This window comes from Prosthecobacter sp. (assembly GCF_044222345.1).
In the GTDB taxonomy this organism is placed as follows: domain Bacteria; phylum Verrucomicrobiota; class Verrucomicrobiia; order Verrucomicrobiales; family Verrucomicrobiaceae; genus Prosthecobacter.
Genome location: NZ_JBGANL010000052.1, coordinates 21,116 through 36,660 on the forward strand (window position 1 = coordinate 21,116; position 15,545 = coordinate 36,660).

The 15,545-nt window shown below is 59.6% G+C and carries 16 protein-coding genes, 2 tRNA genes and 1 pseudogene; 11 read left to right on the forward strand and 8 right to left on the reverse strand.

What is annotated here, in order from left to right; all coding sequences use genetic code 11:
* Positions 1-33: 33 nt before the first annotated feature.
* Both ACILSL_RS21680 and ACILSL_RS21685 read left to right on the forward strand, forming a co-directional pair.
* The gene (locus tag ACILSL_RS21680) at positions 34-240 is read left to right on the forward strand and encodes a hypothetical protein (protein ID WP_395734157.1); all 207 of its coding nucleotides are present in this window, start codon (positions 34-36) and stop codon (positions 238-240) included.
* A gap of 63 nt (positions 241-303) precedes the next feature.
* Complete coding sequence (locus tag ACILSL_RS21685; RefSeq protein ID WP_395734158.1) at positions 304-960, forward strand: DUF1294 domain-containing protein; 657 nt, start codon at positions 304-306, stop codon at positions 958-960.
* Positions 961-966: 6 nt separating this feature from the next.
* Here the strand turns inward: ACILSL_RS21685 and uxaC are convergent, their stop codons facing one another.
* Positions 967-2,373 carry a glucuronate isomerase gene (uxaC, locus tag ACILSL_RS21690; protein ID WP_395734159.1) on the reverse strand — a complete coding sequence of 469 codons (1,407 nt, stop codon included), beginning with the start codon at positions 2,371-2,373 and terminating at the stop codon, positions 967-969.
* Between the two features lie 40 nt (positions 2,374-2,413).
* On the opposite strand from uxaC, the gene ACILSL_RS21695 reads away from it, so the two are divergent.
* Positions 2,414-3,457: an aminopeptidase gene (locus tag ACILSL_RS21695; RefSeq protein ID WP_395734160.1), complete on the forward strand. Its 1,044-nt coding sequence runs from the start codon at positions 2,414-2,416 to the stop codon at positions 3,455-3,457.
* Complete coding sequence (gene bla / locus ACILSL_RS21700; RefSeq protein ID WP_395734161.1) at positions 3,450-4,322, forward strand: subclass B3 metallo-beta-lactamase; 873 nt, start codon at positions 3,450-3,452, stop codon at positions 4,320-4,322. The genes ACILSL_RS21695 and bla overlap by 8 nt, the downstream gene beginning before the upstream one ends.
* Positions 4,323-4,536: 214 nt before the next feature.
* Here the strand turns inward: bla and ACILSL_RS21705 are convergent, their stop codons facing one another.
* On the reverse strand, positions 4,537-5,916 hold the full coding sequence (locus tag ACILSL_RS21705) for a CCA tRNA nucleotidyltransferase (RefSeq protein WP_395734162.1): 1,380 nt from the start codon (positions 5,914-5,916) through the stop codon (positions 4,537-4,539).
* Positions 5,917-6,023: 107 nt separating this feature from the next.
* Between ACILSL_RS21705 and ACILSL_RS21710 the strand changes: the two genes are divergently transcribed.
* Both ACILSL_RS21710 and ACILSL_RS21715 read left to right on the forward strand, forming a co-directional pair.
* Positions 6,024-6,449, forward strand: coding sequence for an Lrp/AsnC family transcriptional regulator (locus ACILSL_RS21710; protein WP_395734163.1), 426 nt, complete (start codon positions 6,024-6,026; stop codon positions 6,447-6,449).
* A 20-nt stretch (positions 6,450-6,469) separates the two neighbouring features.
* Complete coding sequence (locus tag ACILSL_RS21715) at positions 6,470-7,648, forward strand: pyridoxal phosphate-dependent aminotransferase (RefSeq protein ID WP_395734164.1); 1,179 nt, start codon at positions 6,470-6,472, stop codon at positions 7,646-7,648.
* 24 nt (positions 7,649-7,672) lie between these two features.
* On the opposite strand, the gene ACILSL_RS21720 is transcribed toward ACILSL_RS21715, so the two are convergent.
* From ACILSL_RS21720 to sucC, 5 genes and pseudogenes are all read right to left on the reverse strand, one after another.
* Positions 7,673-8,608, reverse strand: a complete 936-nt coding sequence (locus ACILSL_RS21720; RefSeq protein WP_395734165.1) for a nitrilase-related carbon-nitrogen hydrolase — start codon at positions 8,606-8,608, stop codon at positions 7,673-7,675.
* A 62-nt stretch (positions 8,609-8,670) separates the two neighbouring features.
* The gene (locus ACILSL_RS21725) at positions 8,671-8,913 is read right to left on the reverse strand and encodes a hypothetical protein (RefSeq protein WP_395734172.1); all 243 of its coding nucleotides are present in this window, start codon (positions 8,911-8,913) and stop codon (positions 8,671-8,673) included.
* Between the two features lie 15 nt (positions 8,914-8,928).
* Positions 8,929-9,216: pseudogene (locus ACILSL_RS21730) on the reverse strand (PAS domain-containing protein); the annotation flags it as partial.
* A 176-nt stretch (positions 9,217-9,392) separates the two neighbouring features.
* The gene (locus tag ACILSL_RS21735) at positions 9,393-10,322 is read right to left on the reverse strand and encodes an amidohydrolase family protein (protein ID WP_395734166.1); all 930 of its coding nucleotides are present in this window, start codon (positions 10,320-10,322) and stop codon (positions 9,393-9,395) included.
* A gap of 319 nt (positions 10,323-10,641) precedes the next feature.
* A complete protein-coding gene (gene sucC, locus ACILSL_RS21740) occupies positions 10,642-11,826 on the reverse strand; it encodes an ADP-forming succinate--CoA ligase subunit beta (RefSeq protein ID WP_395734167.1) in 1,185 nt (394 codons plus the stop codon).
* 118 nt (positions 11,827-11,944) lie between these two features.
* On the opposite strand from sucC, the gene trmD reads away from it, so the two are divergent.
* The 3 genes from trmD (at position 11,945) to ACILSL_RS21755 (ending at position 13,141) form a co-directional block, all read left to right on the forward strand.
* Positions 11,945-12,616, forward strand: coding sequence for a tRNA (guanosine(37)-N1)-methyltransferase TrmD (gene trmD / locus ACILSL_RS21745; RefSeq protein ID WP_395734168.1), 672 nt, complete (start codon positions 11,945-11,947; stop codon positions 12,614-12,616).
* Positions 12,617-12,708: 92 nt separating this feature from the next.
* Positions 12,709-12,799, forward strand: a tRNA-Ser gene (locus ACILSL_RS21750).
* A 150-nt stretch (positions 12,800-12,949) separates the two neighbouring features.
* Positions 12,950-13,141, forward strand: coding sequence for a hypothetical protein (locus tag ACILSL_RS21755; RefSeq protein ID WP_395734169.1), 192 nt, complete (start codon positions 12,950-12,952; stop codon positions 13,139-13,141).
* Between the two features lie 95 nt (positions 13,142-13,236).
* Here ACILSL_RS21755 and ACILSL_RS21760 read toward each other — a convergent pair.
* A tRNA-Ala gene (locus tag ACILSL_RS21760) sits at positions 13,237-13,312 on the reverse strand.
* A 91-nt stretch (positions 13,313-13,403) separates the two neighbouring features.
* On the opposite strand from ACILSL_RS21760, the gene ACILSL_RS21765 reads away from it, so the two are divergent.
* Together ACILSL_RS21765 and ACILSL_RS21770 are read left to right on the forward strand one after the other, a co-directional pair.
* Entirely contained in the window at positions 13,404-14,471 is a 1,068-nt protein-coding gene (locus ACILSL_RS21765) for a tyrosine-type recombinase/integrase (RefSeq protein ID WP_395734170.1), read from the forward strand.
* A 131-nt stretch (positions 14,472-14,602) separates the two neighbouring features.
* Positions 14,603-15,545 (forward strand): hypothetical protein (locus ACILSL_RS21770; RefSeq protein WP_395734171.1); only part of this gene is annotated, 943 nt, incomplete at its 3' end.

The window sequence follows — 15,545 nt, forward strand, 5'->3', positions numbered from 1 at the left end:
AATGCCGGGAAAACGACGCCACTGTGGGTACATATGCCGTCCGCTGCAGATTTCTTCGGCTCCCTGATCTTCGGGGCCATCGGCCTGGGAGTCTTGCTCTATGGCAAATCGGTGGGCTCGGTGGTCAAAATGGGCCTGGGGGCGGCGATGCTCGGCTGCTCCTACCTCATCACGGAAAGCTGGCTGCTATGGACCAGCGGTGTTGTGCTGACCCTGCTGCTGCTGAAGTGGAGGGAGTAGGGGGAGCCGCAATGGAGAGGCTTGCCCTTGGGTGAATGCCGGTGCAGATGCCGATGTTTCCCAATGATTTTCGCTGAATTGCGCAAGCCTGAATACACTGCCCGAATTATTGAATGGCATGCCGACAAGGGCTTTGGCTGGCTGCAGTTTGGCGACAAACGGCTGTTTCTGCATCGGCGTGATTTTTCCAGGTTCCACCATGTTCCAAGGGCGGGGGAGGAGATTCGTTTTAACTGGGGGCTGGACGCCCAATGCCGCCCGTGCGCGCAAAATGCGGTGCAGGTGCGCGAAGTCTCCGAGGTGAGTCTGATGGGGCTGCTCCTGCTGGGGGCGCTGCTGGTGCTGCCCGCTTATGCGTGGCAGCAGACGGGCTGGGAGCTCTGGAAACTGGCGGCCTATGTCTGCACCCTGTCACTGATCACGTATGCGATGTATCGAAGTGACAAGCGCAAGGCGCGCCAGGAGGCGTGGCGCACACCTGAGATGCTGCTTCATCTCCTGGAACTCGCGGGCGGCTGGCCGGGCGCCTGGGTGGCCCAGCGCCGGCTGCGGCACAAGTGCTCCAAAACCAGCTACCAGTTCGAGTTCTGGCTGATCATCTGCATCCACCAATTCGCGGCGTTCGACTCGCTTCAACACTGGGAGTATTCCCAGATGTTGAAGCAGGCGCTTTTTGAGGATCACCGCACAGAGCAGCGCGGGCGATACAGGCGGCGATGAACTGGATCAGGACACCTTCAGCCCGAGGTAGGCTTTGGCATTGGGGTAGCAGATGTTCTTCACCATGGTGCCGACGAGGGCGTCGTCGTTGGGGATGAGGCCGGCTTCGACATCGGCACCGAGGAGGTTGCAGAGGGTGCGGCGGAAGTATTCATGGCGGGGGAAGCTCATGAAGCTGCGGCTGTCTGTGAGCATGCCGATGAAGCGGCTGAGGAGGCCGAGATTGCTGAGGGCATTGATCTGCCACTCCATGCCTTCCTTTTGATCGACGAACCACCAGGCGGAGCCGAACTGGACTTTGCCGGGGGTGGTGCCGTCGGCGAAGTTTCCGGCCATGGTGCCGAAGACGTAGTTGGCGTTGGGGTTGACGTTGTAGAGGACGGTCTTGGGCAGGGCGTTTTCGGTGTCCAGACGGTCCAGGAAACGGGAGAGCGTTTCCGCCTGCGGCCAGTCGCCGATGCTGTCGCAGCCGACGTCTGCGCCGATTTCACGGGCAAGGCGGCTGTTGTTGTTGCGCACGGGGCCGAGGTGGAGCTGCATGGTCCAGCCGCGGGAGGCATTGAGGCGACCGACGTGGAGCATGATGTTGCTGGCGAACTGGTCCTGCTCCTGGGCGCTGGCGGCGGTGCCGCTGCGGGCTTTCTGGAAGATGCGCTCGGCCTCGGCTTCGCTGACGAAATTGGCGTGGCAGTAGTTCAGGCCGTGGTCGCTGAGGCGACCGCCGACGCTGTGGAAGAAGTCATGGCGCTGTTTGAGGGCATCCAGCAGGGAGGCGTAGCTTTTCACTTCGATGCCGCTGGCGGCGCTGAGTTTGTCGCACCAGGTGTTCCAAGCTTCGGGCAGGTGGACGGCGAGGGCTTTGTCCGGGCGGAAGGTGGGATACACGCCGACTTCAAAGCCATCGGCGGCGCACTTTTGATGATGAGCGAGGTCGTCGATGGGATCGTCGGTGGTGCAGAGGGCCTTGACTTTCTGCGTGCGCAGGATGCCTCGGGCGCTCATTTCAGGCTGGGCCAGGGCGGCCTCGGTTTGCTCCCAGATGGCGGGGGCGGTCTTTTCATCGAGCAGGGTGTCGATGCCGAAGTAGCGCTTCAGCTCCAGGTGGGTCCAGTGGTAGAGGGGATTGCGCAGGGTGTGGGGGACGGTCTTGGCCCAAGCGAGGAATTTGTCGCGGGGGCTGGCCTTGCCGGTGATGAACTCCTCCGGGACGCCATTGCAGCGCAGGGCACGCCACTTGTAGTGGTCGCCTTCGAGCCAGATTTCGAAGATGTTTTTAAACTGGCGGTTGTCCGCAATGTCCTTGGGCGGCAGGTGGTTGTGGTAGTCCAGGATGGGCTCGTCCTTGGCAAAGGTGTGGTAGAGCCGGCTGGCGGACTTGGTGGACAGCAGAAAATCGTCGTGGATGAAGGACATTGATGTTGGTCGGTTGGAGTGGATGCCCTAAACTGGCAGGATGATTTTAACGCGCAACTGGTTCGCTCTGCTGCCGCTCCTCTGCTTGTGCGCATGCAGTACGGTGCAGTTTTACACCCAGGCGATCAGCGGGCAGACGGAAATCTGGCGCAAATCACGGCCCAATGCGGAGGCGCTGGCGGATCCCAGCGTGGCGGAGCGCGTGAAACAGCGCCTGAAATTGATCGAAGAACTGCGCTCCTTTGCCGCCAGCGACCTGCATCTGCCGACGAAGAGCTTTGGCAAGTACTGCGACCTCAAGCGGCCCTACGTTGTGTGGGTGGTGTATGCTGCGCCGGAGTTTTCCATTGAGAGCAAGAAGTGGTGGTACCCGCTGGTGGGCAGCTTGAAATATCGGGGCTTTTTTGATGAGAAGGATGCCCGGCAGGAAATGGAAAAGCTCAAGAAGAAGGGGTATGATGTGTTCATTGGCGGGGTGGAAGCCTATTCGACCTTGGGCTATCTGGCGGACCCGGTGCTGAACACCTTTCTTCATCGCAACGATGCGGAGCTGGCCGAGCTCATCTTCCATGAGCTGACGCACGCCAAGGTGTTCATTCCCGGAGACACTGATTTCAACGAGGCCTTTGCCACTGCGAATGCCGAAGATGGTGTGCGGCGCTGGCTGAATTCGAAGGGGGATGTGCGTGGGCTGCGGGAATTTGAAGCCAGCTTGAAGAAGAACCGCGAGGTGGTGCGCCTGATGCTGGGCACCCGGGAAAAACTGAAGGCCACCTATGCTGGCACCTATCCCAGCGTGGAGGCGGAGAGGCAGGCCAAGCAGCGGGTGTTTGACGGCATGCTGAGGGAGGCGCGGGCCATCAGCCCGCATGTGCGGTTTCACATCCATCATGCACCGAAGACCTGGAACAATGCACGGCTCAACACGGTGGCGACCTACTACACGATGGTGCCAGGCTTTGAACGGCTGCTGAAGGAAAAAGGAGGCGATCTGGAAGCGTTTCACCACGAAGTTGCCTCGATGAGAAAGCTGAACAACGAGCAGCGCATGAAGATTCTCGGAACTCCTGCCACCCATGACTAACCATTTCCACTCTCACATCCTTTGCTCCATTCTGCTGCTTCTTGGCTGCAACCTCGTCTCCGCGCAGGACACCTCGAGCTGGACGGAGCCGTTTCCGCCGCACAGGATCGCGGGGAATTTGTACTATGTGGGGTCGCGCGATCTGGCCTCCTATCTGATCACGACGCCGCAGGGGCATGTGCTGATCAACAGCAGCCTGGAGGAATCCGTGCCGCTGATCCGTGCGAGCGTGGAGAAGCTGGGATTCAAATTCGCGGACATCCGCATCCTGCTCATCAGCCATGCGCATTCGGACCACTGTGCGGGCAGCGCGGAGATCGTGAAGCAGACCGGCGCGAAGTATTGGGTGATGGAGCAGGACGCGGACGCGGTGGAGAACGGCGGCGCGAAGAAGCCTCGGATCGGGAAAGGGGATTACACGCAGTTTCCGCCGGCGAAGGTGGACCGCCGTTTGAAGGATGGCGAGGAGGTGAAGCTGGGCGGCTCGGTGCTGGTCGCGCGGCTGACGGCTGGACATACGCCAGGATGCACGACGTGGACGATGAAGGTGGAGGAGCAGGGGAAGACGCTGGATGCGGTGATCATCGGCAGCCCGAATGTGAATCCTGGGTATGTGCTGGTGGGGAACAGGAATTACCCGGGCATCGCGACGGATTATGAGAAGACTTTCAAGGTGCTGAAGGCGCTGCCGGTGGATCTGTTTCTGGGGGCGCACGGCGGCTACTACGGCATGGAGGCGAAGCATGCGCAAATAGGCAAGAGCGCGGTGAATCCGTTCATCGATCCGCAGGGCTATCATGCCTATGTGGATGACCGGGAGGGGGCGTTCCGGAAGGAATGGGAGAAGCAGAAGAAGGCGAAGTGACGCGCATCTTTGGCTTGAATTTATATAGCTAGAACGATGGACAGGAGTGTCAGTCGGCCAGCGGTTCAGGCTAAAATGCGAGTTGCGATGGACCGCCGATAAGACGGGTGGGAGAGGCATGCCGTTGCTGTGGCGGCATTGCAGGTTTATCTGGGATCATGGGGGCTGGCGGTGGCGCTGACCGACAGACAGGAGTGTCCGTCGTACTTCAGAGCTACTCCTCGACTGCGTCGAAGACATCGGGCACGGGGGCGTGCTGGGCGACCCAGGCGAGGGCTTCTTCTTTGGTCTTGAGAGTTCCTTCGAGCTGCAGGGTTTGCAGGGTGGTGAGGAGCTTGCCGAGGGCTTTGCCGGCGTGCCAGCCCTGGGCGATGAGATCGGCGCCGGTGATGATGCGTGGCGGCAGCATGGGCTCGTTGGCGAGTTCTTCGCGCTTGGCGAGGAGGAACTCGTAGTTGTCCAGCCAGCCGTTGGAGCCGAGGCAGTCGACGCGGTGGAGGGCGAGTTCGTCGTCGAAGGAGGGGCGGGCCATGAAGCGGCGCAGCTTGGCGGTGCGCATCTTTTTGACGTCCTTGAAGACCATGTGGTTTTCCACGGCGATGACGGTGGGCTCGATGACGTCGTTGGGGAATTTCATGCGGCGCATGATCTCGCCGGTCTTTTCCGCACCGAGCTTGTCGTGGCCGTTGAAGCGGATGCGGCCGGTGTCGGCATCGCGTGTTTGCGTGGCGGGCTTGGAGATGTCGTGCAGGAGCACACTCATGACGAGCGGGAGCGAGACTTCGGCGGGAAGCAGGCTGAGCATGAGGCGGGTGTGGATGAAGACATCGCCCTCCGGGTGAAACTGGGGCGGCTGCTCGCAGCCTTGGAGCACGAGGATCTCGGGGAGGAACTGCTCCATGAGACCGCTGTTGACGAGGAGATCGAAACCGCGCACGCGGTTGGGACTGAGCATCGTTTTGACGAACTCCTCGCGGATGCGCTCAATGCTGACGCTTTTGATCTTGGGGGCGAGGCCGCAGATGGACTCCCATGTGGCGTGCTCGATGTCGAAGCCGAGCACGGTGGCGAAGCGCACGGCGCGGAGCATGCGGAGGTGGTCTTCTTCAAAACGGTCTTTGGCCACGCCGATGGCACGCAGCAGGCCCATGCGCAGATCCACCTGGCCGCCGACGTAGTCGATGACCTGCTCTGTGAGGGGATCGAAGAAGAGGCCGTTGATGGTGAAGTCCCGGCGCTGGGCATCGAGCTCCGGCGTGGAGTAGGTGACGCTGTCTGGGCGGCGGCCGTCGCTGTAGCTGCCGTCGCTGCGGAAGGTGGCGACTTCCACATGCACATGGTTCAGGCGCACGATGACGACGCCGAAGTGGGCGCCCACGGTTTGAGCACCCGGGAAGAGCTTCACCACCTGCTCAGGCGTGGCGCTGGTGGCCACGTCGAAGTCTTTGGCTTCGCGACCCAGCAGCATGTCCCGAACGCAGCCTCCCGCCAGGAGGGCCTTGTGACCGGCCTGAGTGAGCTTTTCGATGATCTGGATGGCGGTGCTGCGCATCCTGTCATGTTCGTTGTGCAAGGGGCAAAGTTCAATGTTCATTCTGCTTTCCGCTGTTCAAACGGGCAAGTGGCGCTACAGTCGCAGCCCCTATTATGGACCCGCTCATCGAACTACTGCACAATAACTCCAATCGCTCCCATCAAGAGATGGCCGCAGCCTTGGGCCTCACGGAATCCGAAGTCGCTTCACGGATCGCCGCCGCCGAGGCCGATGGCACGATCCTGGGTTACAGCGCCGTGGTGGACCGCCTCAAGGCGGGGCAGCGTGGTGTGACGGCTTTGATCGAGGTGCGCATTGCACCCGAGCGCGATGGCGGCTTTGACCGCCTGGCACGCCGTATTTCCAAATTTGACCAGGTGCGTGAATGCTTCCTGATGAGCGGCGGGTATGACCTGGCTGTGATCGTCGAGGGCAAGGACCTGCTCGATGTGGCGACCTTTGTGGCTGAAAAGCTCAGCACCCTCGGCGGTGTGCTGTCCACGGCCACGCGCTTTCAGTTGAAGGCGTACAAAGAGGGCGGGTTTCTCGCGAATGCCAGCGGCGATGAAGAGCGCCTGCCTGTGAGTCCATGAACTGAGAGGAACCTGTGGTCATGGAATACGACAACAAAATTTCAAACATCATTCGCGACCTGCCGCGCTCCGGCATCCGCGATTTCTTCGAACTCGTCATCGGTCGCACCGATGTCATTTCGCTCGGCGTCGGTGAACCCGACAAGCCAACTCCCTGGCCGATCCGTGAGGCGGTGATCCGCTCGCTGGAAAAAGGCCAGACAAGCTACACCTCAAACCTCGGTCTCGAATCGCTGCGCATCGGCATCAGCGAGTATGTGACGAAGCATTTCCGCACCACGTATGATCCGAAGACGGAGATTCTGGTGACGGTGGGCGTGTCTGAGGCGCTCGACATCGCCTTCCGTGCGGTGCTGAATCCGGGGGACGAGGTGATCTATCATGAGCCGTGCTATGTGAGCTACTCACCGAGCATCAAGATGGCCTACGGCGTGCCCGTGGTGGTGCAGACGCGTGAGGAGAATGAGTTCGCTCTGATGGCGGAGGATGTGGAGAAGGCGATCACGCCGAGGACGAAGGTCATCGCGCTGAACTTCCCGACGAACCCGACCGGTGGCATCATGCCGCATGAGGAGCTGGCGAAGATCGCCGCGCTGGCGGTGAAGCACGACCTGCTCGTTTTCACGGACGAGATCTACAGCGAACTGCTGTATGACGGACGCAAGCACAAGAGCATTGTGGAGTTTCCCGGCATGCGTGAGCGCACGGTGCTGCTGCACGGTTTCAGCAAGGCGTTTGCGATGACGGGCTGGCGCCTCGGCTATGCCTGCGCTCCGGCTCCGCTGCGCGAGGCGATGATGAAGATTCATCAGTACTGCATGCTTTGCGCTCCGATCATGAGCCAGATGGCCGGCATCGAAGCGCTCAAGATGGGCGAGGCTGCGTATGAAGACATGCGGCAGAGCTACGAACAGCGGCGCAATCTGATTGTAAGCCGGCTCAACGGCATGGGGCTGCATTGCTTCAATCCGGGCGGCGCGTTCTATGTCTTCCCTGAGATCCGCAGCACGGGACTGACGAGCAAGGAGTTCGCCATTCAGCTTCTGGAGAAGAAGAGCGTGGCCGTGGTCCCTGGCAGTGCTTTCAGCAGTGCGGGTGAAGGCTTTGTACGCTGCTGCTATGCGACTGCTCCGGAACTCATCGCGAAGGCGATGGATCTGATGGAGGAGTTTGTGAACGAGGTGCGCGCGAAGAAGTGAAATTCATGCCGGGCGGGAATGCGTTCACATGCGTTCCCGTCTGGCGATTTTCCTAGGGGATGGAGTGCGGGCGCTTTCGTCGATCTGCACCTCCTCTGGGGTGAGGTTGATGTTGAGCTGAGAGGGATTGGTTTCCTTGCGCCGGCGATGGGCTTCCTGAATGACAGCCTCGGGAACTTCCACACGCAGGGCGTGCCAGCCTTGATGGACGAGGCGGGTGTCTTCAGAGCGGTCATAGGCTTCGAACGCCTTGAGTGCTGGAAGGTACATGGCGATCCTGCCGAGGTTCACATTGACCATGCTGGAGTCGCATTTGCCCACGAGAGAACAGACCACGACGGCGCAGCCGAGCTCGATGGCGCGGGCGGAGGCGCAGCGGGTGACGCGCTCGCTGCCGTAGAGGGTTTCCGTGGCGCTGGGGACGAGGAGGAGGTCGATATTGAGCCCGCGCAGACGCGCGCTGAGCTCCGGCACCTCGATGTCGAGGCAGATGACGACGGCGACGCGCAGGCCGGACATTTCGAAGACGAACAGTTCGTGGCCTGCTCTGAACTCGTGCTCCCATGGGGTGAGGAAAAGTTTGTCCTGATGCAGGACCCGCCCGTCACTGAAGATGAGGGCGCGATTGTAGAGGTGCTTGGTCGCCGGATCGAGATAGGGGGCCGTGCCGAGGATGGCGTGCTTGCCCTGGCGGCAGAGGCGCTGCCTGAGCTTGGGCATGAGGTCCACCCAGACGACTTTGGCGATGTCTTCCATGTTTGCGTCCGGAGGCAGCAGAGGCTCCAGGGCGGTCCAGAGGTACTCGGGGAGGAGGACAATGTCCACGCCGCCGGCCCACGCGGTTTCGACGCGGTGCATGACTTCCTCGGCAAAGGCGTCGGTGGTTTTTCCTGCATCGCCGACGTCGAAGGTCCAGGCTTCGACTTTGACATTGGTCTTGCTGGGGTCGGTGTCGGGCATGGCTGGTTCCTAACGGGGACAACGGCCTGAAAGATGCAAGCGGTCAGTGACGGCGCAGGGGACTAGATTGATTTCACGATGTCATCCGGGCTGGGGAAATACTGCGGCACGCATTTCGGACACAGGCCATGCGTGAAAGTGATGCTGGAATGCCGTGAGAAATAGTCTTCGAGAGGATGCCACTCTCCGCCGGAGGTCTGGATGTCTTTGCAGCTTGAGCAGATGGGCATCCACTCGCGCAGCCGGGTCTGGGCGGGCAGTTCGGTGGCATGCAGGGAGAAACCGTGCACCACATCGCCTGCCATATCCGGAGTGCAGGTGACGAGAAAGCGAAGGGTTGTCTGAGAGGATGAGTGGGTGAGATGCTGCTCGAAAATCTGCTTTTCACCGTGCAACGCCCCTCGAATGTGACGCCGGTTGGCTTCGTATGCGGCCGGACCCAGAAGCTCCTGCAAGGAGACACCGGCCATCTCTTCAGGGGGCCTGCTAAACCAAGATTGGAAGGCACGGTTGGAAAAAGTGCATTTTTCGTCGGCATTCCAGCAGGCAACCAAGGCGTGCATTTGGTTGATGATGCTGAATGCCGCCTGGCAGAGATCCATTGACATTGAGTGAAGCAGAAGAGGCTGATGATTGCTGGAGGGCAGCGCACCAGCGCCGCGTCGTCAGGTCATTGACAGCAGGATCTCTAAAACGTTCGCTCGAAGAAGCGGCTGATTCGTAAAAAAAAAGCGGCGTATGGACGGTTCAGACCATGAGGGGGGCAGCGCGGGGAAGAACGGCGCTAAGCGAGCCGGAAGAGCTTGCGGGAGTTTTCGAAGAGGATCTTGCGCTCGACGGCTTTGCTGGGGGCGAGCTTGCGGATGGCGGCGAGGGTCTGGGCGCCCTGGCAGCCGGGGCCGCGGCCGAGGTGGTCGGCGCAGTCGCTGCCGTAGAGGATCTTGTCCTGGTGGCGGTCGAAGAATTTCGTGGTGTGCTCTTCGTCGCGGGTGAGGGCCAGCAGGCCGCTGCCAGCGGACATGTCGGCAAACATGTTGGGATAGTCGGCGAGGTAGCGATCGGTGATGCCGCCGGGGGTGATCTTGCCCTTGGGGTAGTTCACTTTTTGATCGTGCTGTTTGTCGATGTTGCCCCAGAAGGCCTGGGCGTGGCCGATGAAGTTGGTCTTGGGGAACTTCTCCAGCATGGTGTGGAAGCGCTCGTAGCCGAGGTTGTAGGTCTGGTGCTGGAAGTGTAGGAGAATGGGGACCTGGTACTCTGCGGCGAGGGCGTAGAGCTTCTGGCTTTCGGGTGAGTCGCATTGAACCATGAATTTCTGCTCGCCGATCATGCAGGCGCCCTGCTTGAGCCATTTTTCGATCTCGGCGGGCGCGGTGTCGAGGTCGGTGATTTCATTGGCGGCCCAGAGGTAGGCGCCGGGGTGGGCTTTGGCGAAACCCCGCGCGGCCTCGGTGGTGGCGCACTGGGCGGCGAGGCCGTTCGATTTGCCGTTGTGGGTGGAGGGGCGGTCGAGATAGGTACCTGCGGGCAGGATGATGGAGGTGGTGACGCCCATGGCCACCTGATGCGCGAGGAGATGCTCATCCGCGCGCTTGTGGTAGTTCATGTGCTGATGGATGTCGATGACGGGCTCAGCGGCCGGGGGCGTTTGCGACAGGGCGCGGGTGGCGAGGGCGGCGAGACTCGTGGACAGGAAGGTGCGGCGTGTGGGCATGAAACCATTACGCCATGCGCGAGCTGGGCTTATCAGTGCACCCGAGGCGGGGCTGCTGAGTGGGGAGCGGGATCGAGGTGCCGCGTTCCCAAGAGAGGGCGCTACCTTGAGGCGTTTCCCTTTTTCAAGGCTGCATGGACGGCGAACCTTTTTGTGAGCTTGAAAAGGTATAGAGCCATTGAGCATGGTCGAGGAGTTCTTCGGTGGTCATGCTGGCCATGGCGGATAAACGAAAACCCGATTTACGAGGCCGTAAATCGGGTTTTCAAACTTGTTTAGGGGATTTTGAGATCCCCTAAAGCGGCAGGCAGATGCGAGATCAGCTGTTCACTGCGGCGACGATCTTCTGCGCCGCGTCGGTGAGGTCGCTGGCGCTGGTGACCTTCAGGCCGCTGCTGGCGAGGGTGGCCTTGCCGGCTTCGACGTTGTTACCTTCGAGGCGGACGACGAGCGGGATGCTGAGGGACACTTCCTGCGCCGCGGCGATGATGCCGGTGGCGATGATGTTGCAGTCCATGATGCCGCCGAAGATGTTCACCAGGATGCCCTTCACATTCGGATCGCCCAGAATGATTTTGAAGGCTGCGGTGACCTGCTCCTTGGTGGCGCCGCCGCCGACGTCGAGGAAGTTGGCAGGCTCTCCACCGTGGAATTTGATGATGTCCATGGTGGACATGGCAAGGCCGGCGCCGTTGACGAGGCAGGCGATGTTGCCATCGAGACCGATGTAGTTGAGGCCGTATTCGCTGGCGGCGACTTCGCGCGGGTCTTCTTCCGTGGTGTCACGCATGGCGGTGACGTCCTTCTGGCGGTAGAGGGCGTTGTCGTCGAAGTTGAACTTGGCATCCAGAGCCACGACTTGGTCTTCGGTGGTGATGGCCAGGGGGTTGATCTCAACCAGGGAGCAGTCGCTCTTCAGGTAGAGATTCCACAGTGCGGTGAAAAGTTTCACGGCCTGGTTCATGAGTGGGCCGCGCAGATTGAGCGAAGCGGCGATCTTGCGGCACTGGTAGGCCTGGAGGCCGATGGCGGGATTGATGAACTCCTTGGTGATCTTCTCCGGAGTTTTCTCGGCGACTTCTTCAATGTTCATGCCGCCTTCGGTGGAGGCGATGATGGCGTGGCTGCTGGAGACGCGGTCAAACAGGATGGCGAAGTAGTATTCCTTCTTGATGTCCACGGATTTGGCGATGAGCACCTTGCTCACCAGCTTGCCTTCCGGGCCGGTCTGGTGGGTGACGAGGGTCTGGCCGAGCATCTTGCCCGCGATGTCTTCCGCTTCTTCCGGGGTGTTCACGAGATGGACGCCGCCTTTGAAGCCGTTTTTGAAGGTGCCTTTGCCACGACCGCCGGCATGCACCTGGGCTTTCACCACGAGTCCTGCCTGACCGATTTCGCGAGCCGCAGCTCCTGCTTCTGCCGCCGTGCTGGCGACGATTCCTTTGGGACTGGCGACGCCGAATTTGTCGAACAGTTGCTTGGCTTGATACTCGTGGATGTTCATGGAGAAAAAATGGGGGAACCCGATAGTAGGAGTGCGGCCCGAAGCGTCAAGGCGCATTCCCGGTGAAGGTGAGAATGCCGGGCTTGCCGTGCCCGCAAGGCTGCGGCATAGCCCCAGAATGCGAATTGATGTGGTGACGCTGTTTCCCGAACTGGTCTCGGTGCCGATGGGCCTGAGCATGATGGGCCGTGCGCAGGAGAAGGGCATTCTGGACCTGCGGGTGCATGATCTGCGTGAGCAGGGGCTGGGGAAGCACCGCCACGTGGACGACACGCCTTACGGGGGAGGGCAGGGGATGGTGATCCGCCCGGAGCCGGTGTTCGAATCGCTGGACCGCATCGACACACCGGAGGCGCGCATCATTTACATGTCACCTGCGGGGAGGCGTTTTGATCAGGCCACGGCGCGGCGGCTGTCCGCTGAGCCGCATTTGATCTTTCTTTCGGGCCATTACGAGGGGATCGACCACCGCATCATTGAGCACTGGGTGGACGAGGAGATCAGCCTGGGAGACTATGTGCTGACGAACGGAGCCATCGCCGCCGTGGTGGTGATGGATGCCATCGTGCGCCTGCTGCCCGGAGTGCTGGGAGATGAAATGAGCGCGGTGGAGGAGAGCTTTGGCGCCAGCGGCCTGCTGGAGGCGCCGCAGTACACCAAGCCGGCGGAATACCGTGGAATGAAGGTGCCGGAGATGCTGCTCAGCGGGAATCACGCGAAGATCGCCGCATGGCGGGAGCAGCAGGCGCTGGAGCGCACGCGGACGAACCGCCCGGATTTAATCGAATGAGATGCGCGCAAGAGTGACATTTCGTTTGACGATGCGCCAGGCTGCACGCTAAATAAGCGCTCCGCTGGCCATCCGGTCGCGGGACAACTATTGGTGAGGTGGCTGAGTGGTCGAAAGCACATCTTTGCTAAAGATGCGTAGCCTTAACAGCTACCGAGGGTTCGAATCCCTCCCTCACCGCCAGTTTTGTCAGATGACCCAGCCGCCAGACAGAGCGGTGCTTTTAGATGGGGGATTTGGGTGTTTCCAAGAGGCACAAAGTTGATGTTCGTTTGAACGCGTGCGCAAAAAGTCTGTTGCATGATGCGCTCTGATACCACATTCTGCCACCACATGAAGATCAATACCAGCATCACCATCGACCCCCGAATTGCCAAGCTGGCGAAGAAATATGCGGCGCTCGACGGTCGCAGCTTTGCCAACTACGTCGAACGCGCCGTCGCCCGCCAAGTGGAGCAGGACCAGAACGCCGAGAGCTCGAGTTCGAGCGCAAGCCCGAAGGCCAAGCCTGCGAAGAAGAAGTAAGCATGACCGCTGATGCGGCAGCCAGGGTGGCGACGAGAGTCGCGCTCCCTGGTTTTTTGTTGTCTCGCAGCGCTGGGATGCGGCCAGCTGGCGAGTGGTGGAGCTAAGGGGATTCGAACCCCTGACCTTCTCATTGCGAACGAGACGCTCTACCAACTGAGCTATAGCCCCAACGTGTTATGATTCAGTGAATTATGGCGATTTTTAGAACTCGCCAAATTTCCCTTGGATACCGTCCTTGTATACTGCAACGTGCGGGCATATGGGAGCCGCCCACGCACAGAAGGGGTCGTTTGAGAAAGTAGGTGAGTGCCTTTATCGGTATTCATCGAACGGCATTTATTATGCTGTGATGCGGCATTCCGGCAAGCTGATTCGTCGCAGCCTGGAAACCTCCGACAAAGCCCATGCCAAGCGCAAGCTGGCTGAGTTCAAGCGCGATGTGGGCCGCACGGCCCCTGGTGCAGGGCGGGTGACCCTGTTGGCTCTCTGTGACCGCTATCTGACGACCTGCAGCAATCAGGCGGCCAAGACCGTCCGTAGAAAACAGGACATCGTGCAGAAAATCAAAGATGACTGGCCGGGTGGGGCTGAGGTGGCTGCTGCCAAAGTGAAACCCTCTGAGGTGGCCGCATGGCTGTCGAGCTACACCTTTGGCTGGGCCTCACAGCATTTGTACTTGGAATGCTTGCGGGCCATTTTTGATCTCGCGGTGGCGGACAAGGTGATCATTGAGAACCCGGCGCGTGCAGACACCATCAAGCGTAAGAAGAAGGAACGACCCATCAGGCTCACTCCGACCTTTGAGGAGTTTGAACGAATCGTGGTGGACATACGCAACCAGCAGTTCAACGCCGAGGCCAAGAATAGTGCTGATTTTGTGCAGTACCTTGGGCTCGCAGGGCAAGGACAGGCCGAAGCAGGTGCGCTGCTCTGGCGGGACATCGATTGGAAGGGGGAGAGTGTGACTTCTTTCCGTCACAAGACCAGATCCCGGTTTTTCTTTCCTCTTTACCCGCAGTTGCGCCCGTTGCTGGAACGGCTGAAGTCAGAGTGTGAAGGGAAGCAGGATCAGGTGGTTTTTGGGATCAAAGATGCCAAGAAGGCACTGGCGGCAGCCTGCAAGCGCCTCGGACTGCCGGCCTACAGCCAGCGAGCCTTGCGCAGAATGTTTGTGACGCGGGCTATTCAAAAGGGGGTAGATGCCAAGACCATCGCAGAATGGCAAGGGCACCAGGATGGTGGCAAGTTGATCTTCGACACCTACAGCCACCTGTTTGCAGCGCATTCCAACAAGATGGCGGAGAAGATGCGCAATGATATAAATTGAACTCGATGGCGGGAAAATGGGCAATGCATGCCTTCCTTGGTGACAAGCTCCTAGTGGCCAGACATGCAATCGGGCTGATTGCCTGCTCGAAGCGCTAGCGCACCCAAATATTTCAGATCAGACTGGCACCGATGAAGCCGACTGATTTTCTAATGGAACGCCTGCCCGAATTACCCCTGCTCAGGCGCGCACTTTTTCACACCTTTGGCATGCTTGTGTTCGAAGATCACTTTGATCTGGCATTGATGGTCGTGGCAAGCTGCCAGAGTCCGGGCTTGATTGCGTCTCGGCCCTCCCTTGTCGCTGACAAGACGGAGGCAGCCTTTGATAAAATGCGGCATGACACCGCTGAAAAAGCATTTGATGAGTTGAGGCGGATTTGTGAACAGGATGGCCCGGTGATGCTCGCAATGTTCGGTTCTTTGGTGAAGAAAATAGAGAAATGCCTCCAAGAACCCGCTAACGCCAAGCGTCTCGCGATTCTTCAATCCCACACGAACCTCAACCTCAAACTAGAGCGGCTTCCGACGATAGAAGAGTTGAGACGAGAGGTGTGGGAGGAAAAGAAGCGCAAGGATATTCAGTCAGGAAAGCGGATGACAAAGGCAGATTGTATTCGCGTGCTGGACAAGCTTTGGCAGGCACAAGACCGAACGAAAGACGGTTCAATTCCACGGAAAGATGATTTCTCTGATGAAGTGAAATTAATGGGGCTGGCTTTCACAGACGGTAAGATATTGCGACGATGCGAAGGGTTGTTTGTCAAACTATCTCAGGCCTTGGGGCGCATCCCCTGCGAGAAGGAATTCACTAATGAAGTCCTTCTGAAGAAGGGCGTGCTTGGCGGATCTCTCGGTGAAGCCAAGTTTGATGAACTCATAGCCGTGCTCAGAGAACCTGTGGCCAATGATCGGCTGCATGCATGGACACGGACAGGTGTTGTGTGCGATGCGTTGAGAGCCGTGTCTTTGAAAAAGAAGAAACCGAAAGTGCAGGTCGATGCCATGACCGCTTTATGCTCCGCCATCTGGAAGCTTGGAGCTGTGGTAGAGCAAATTCTGGATGGTCATCCTG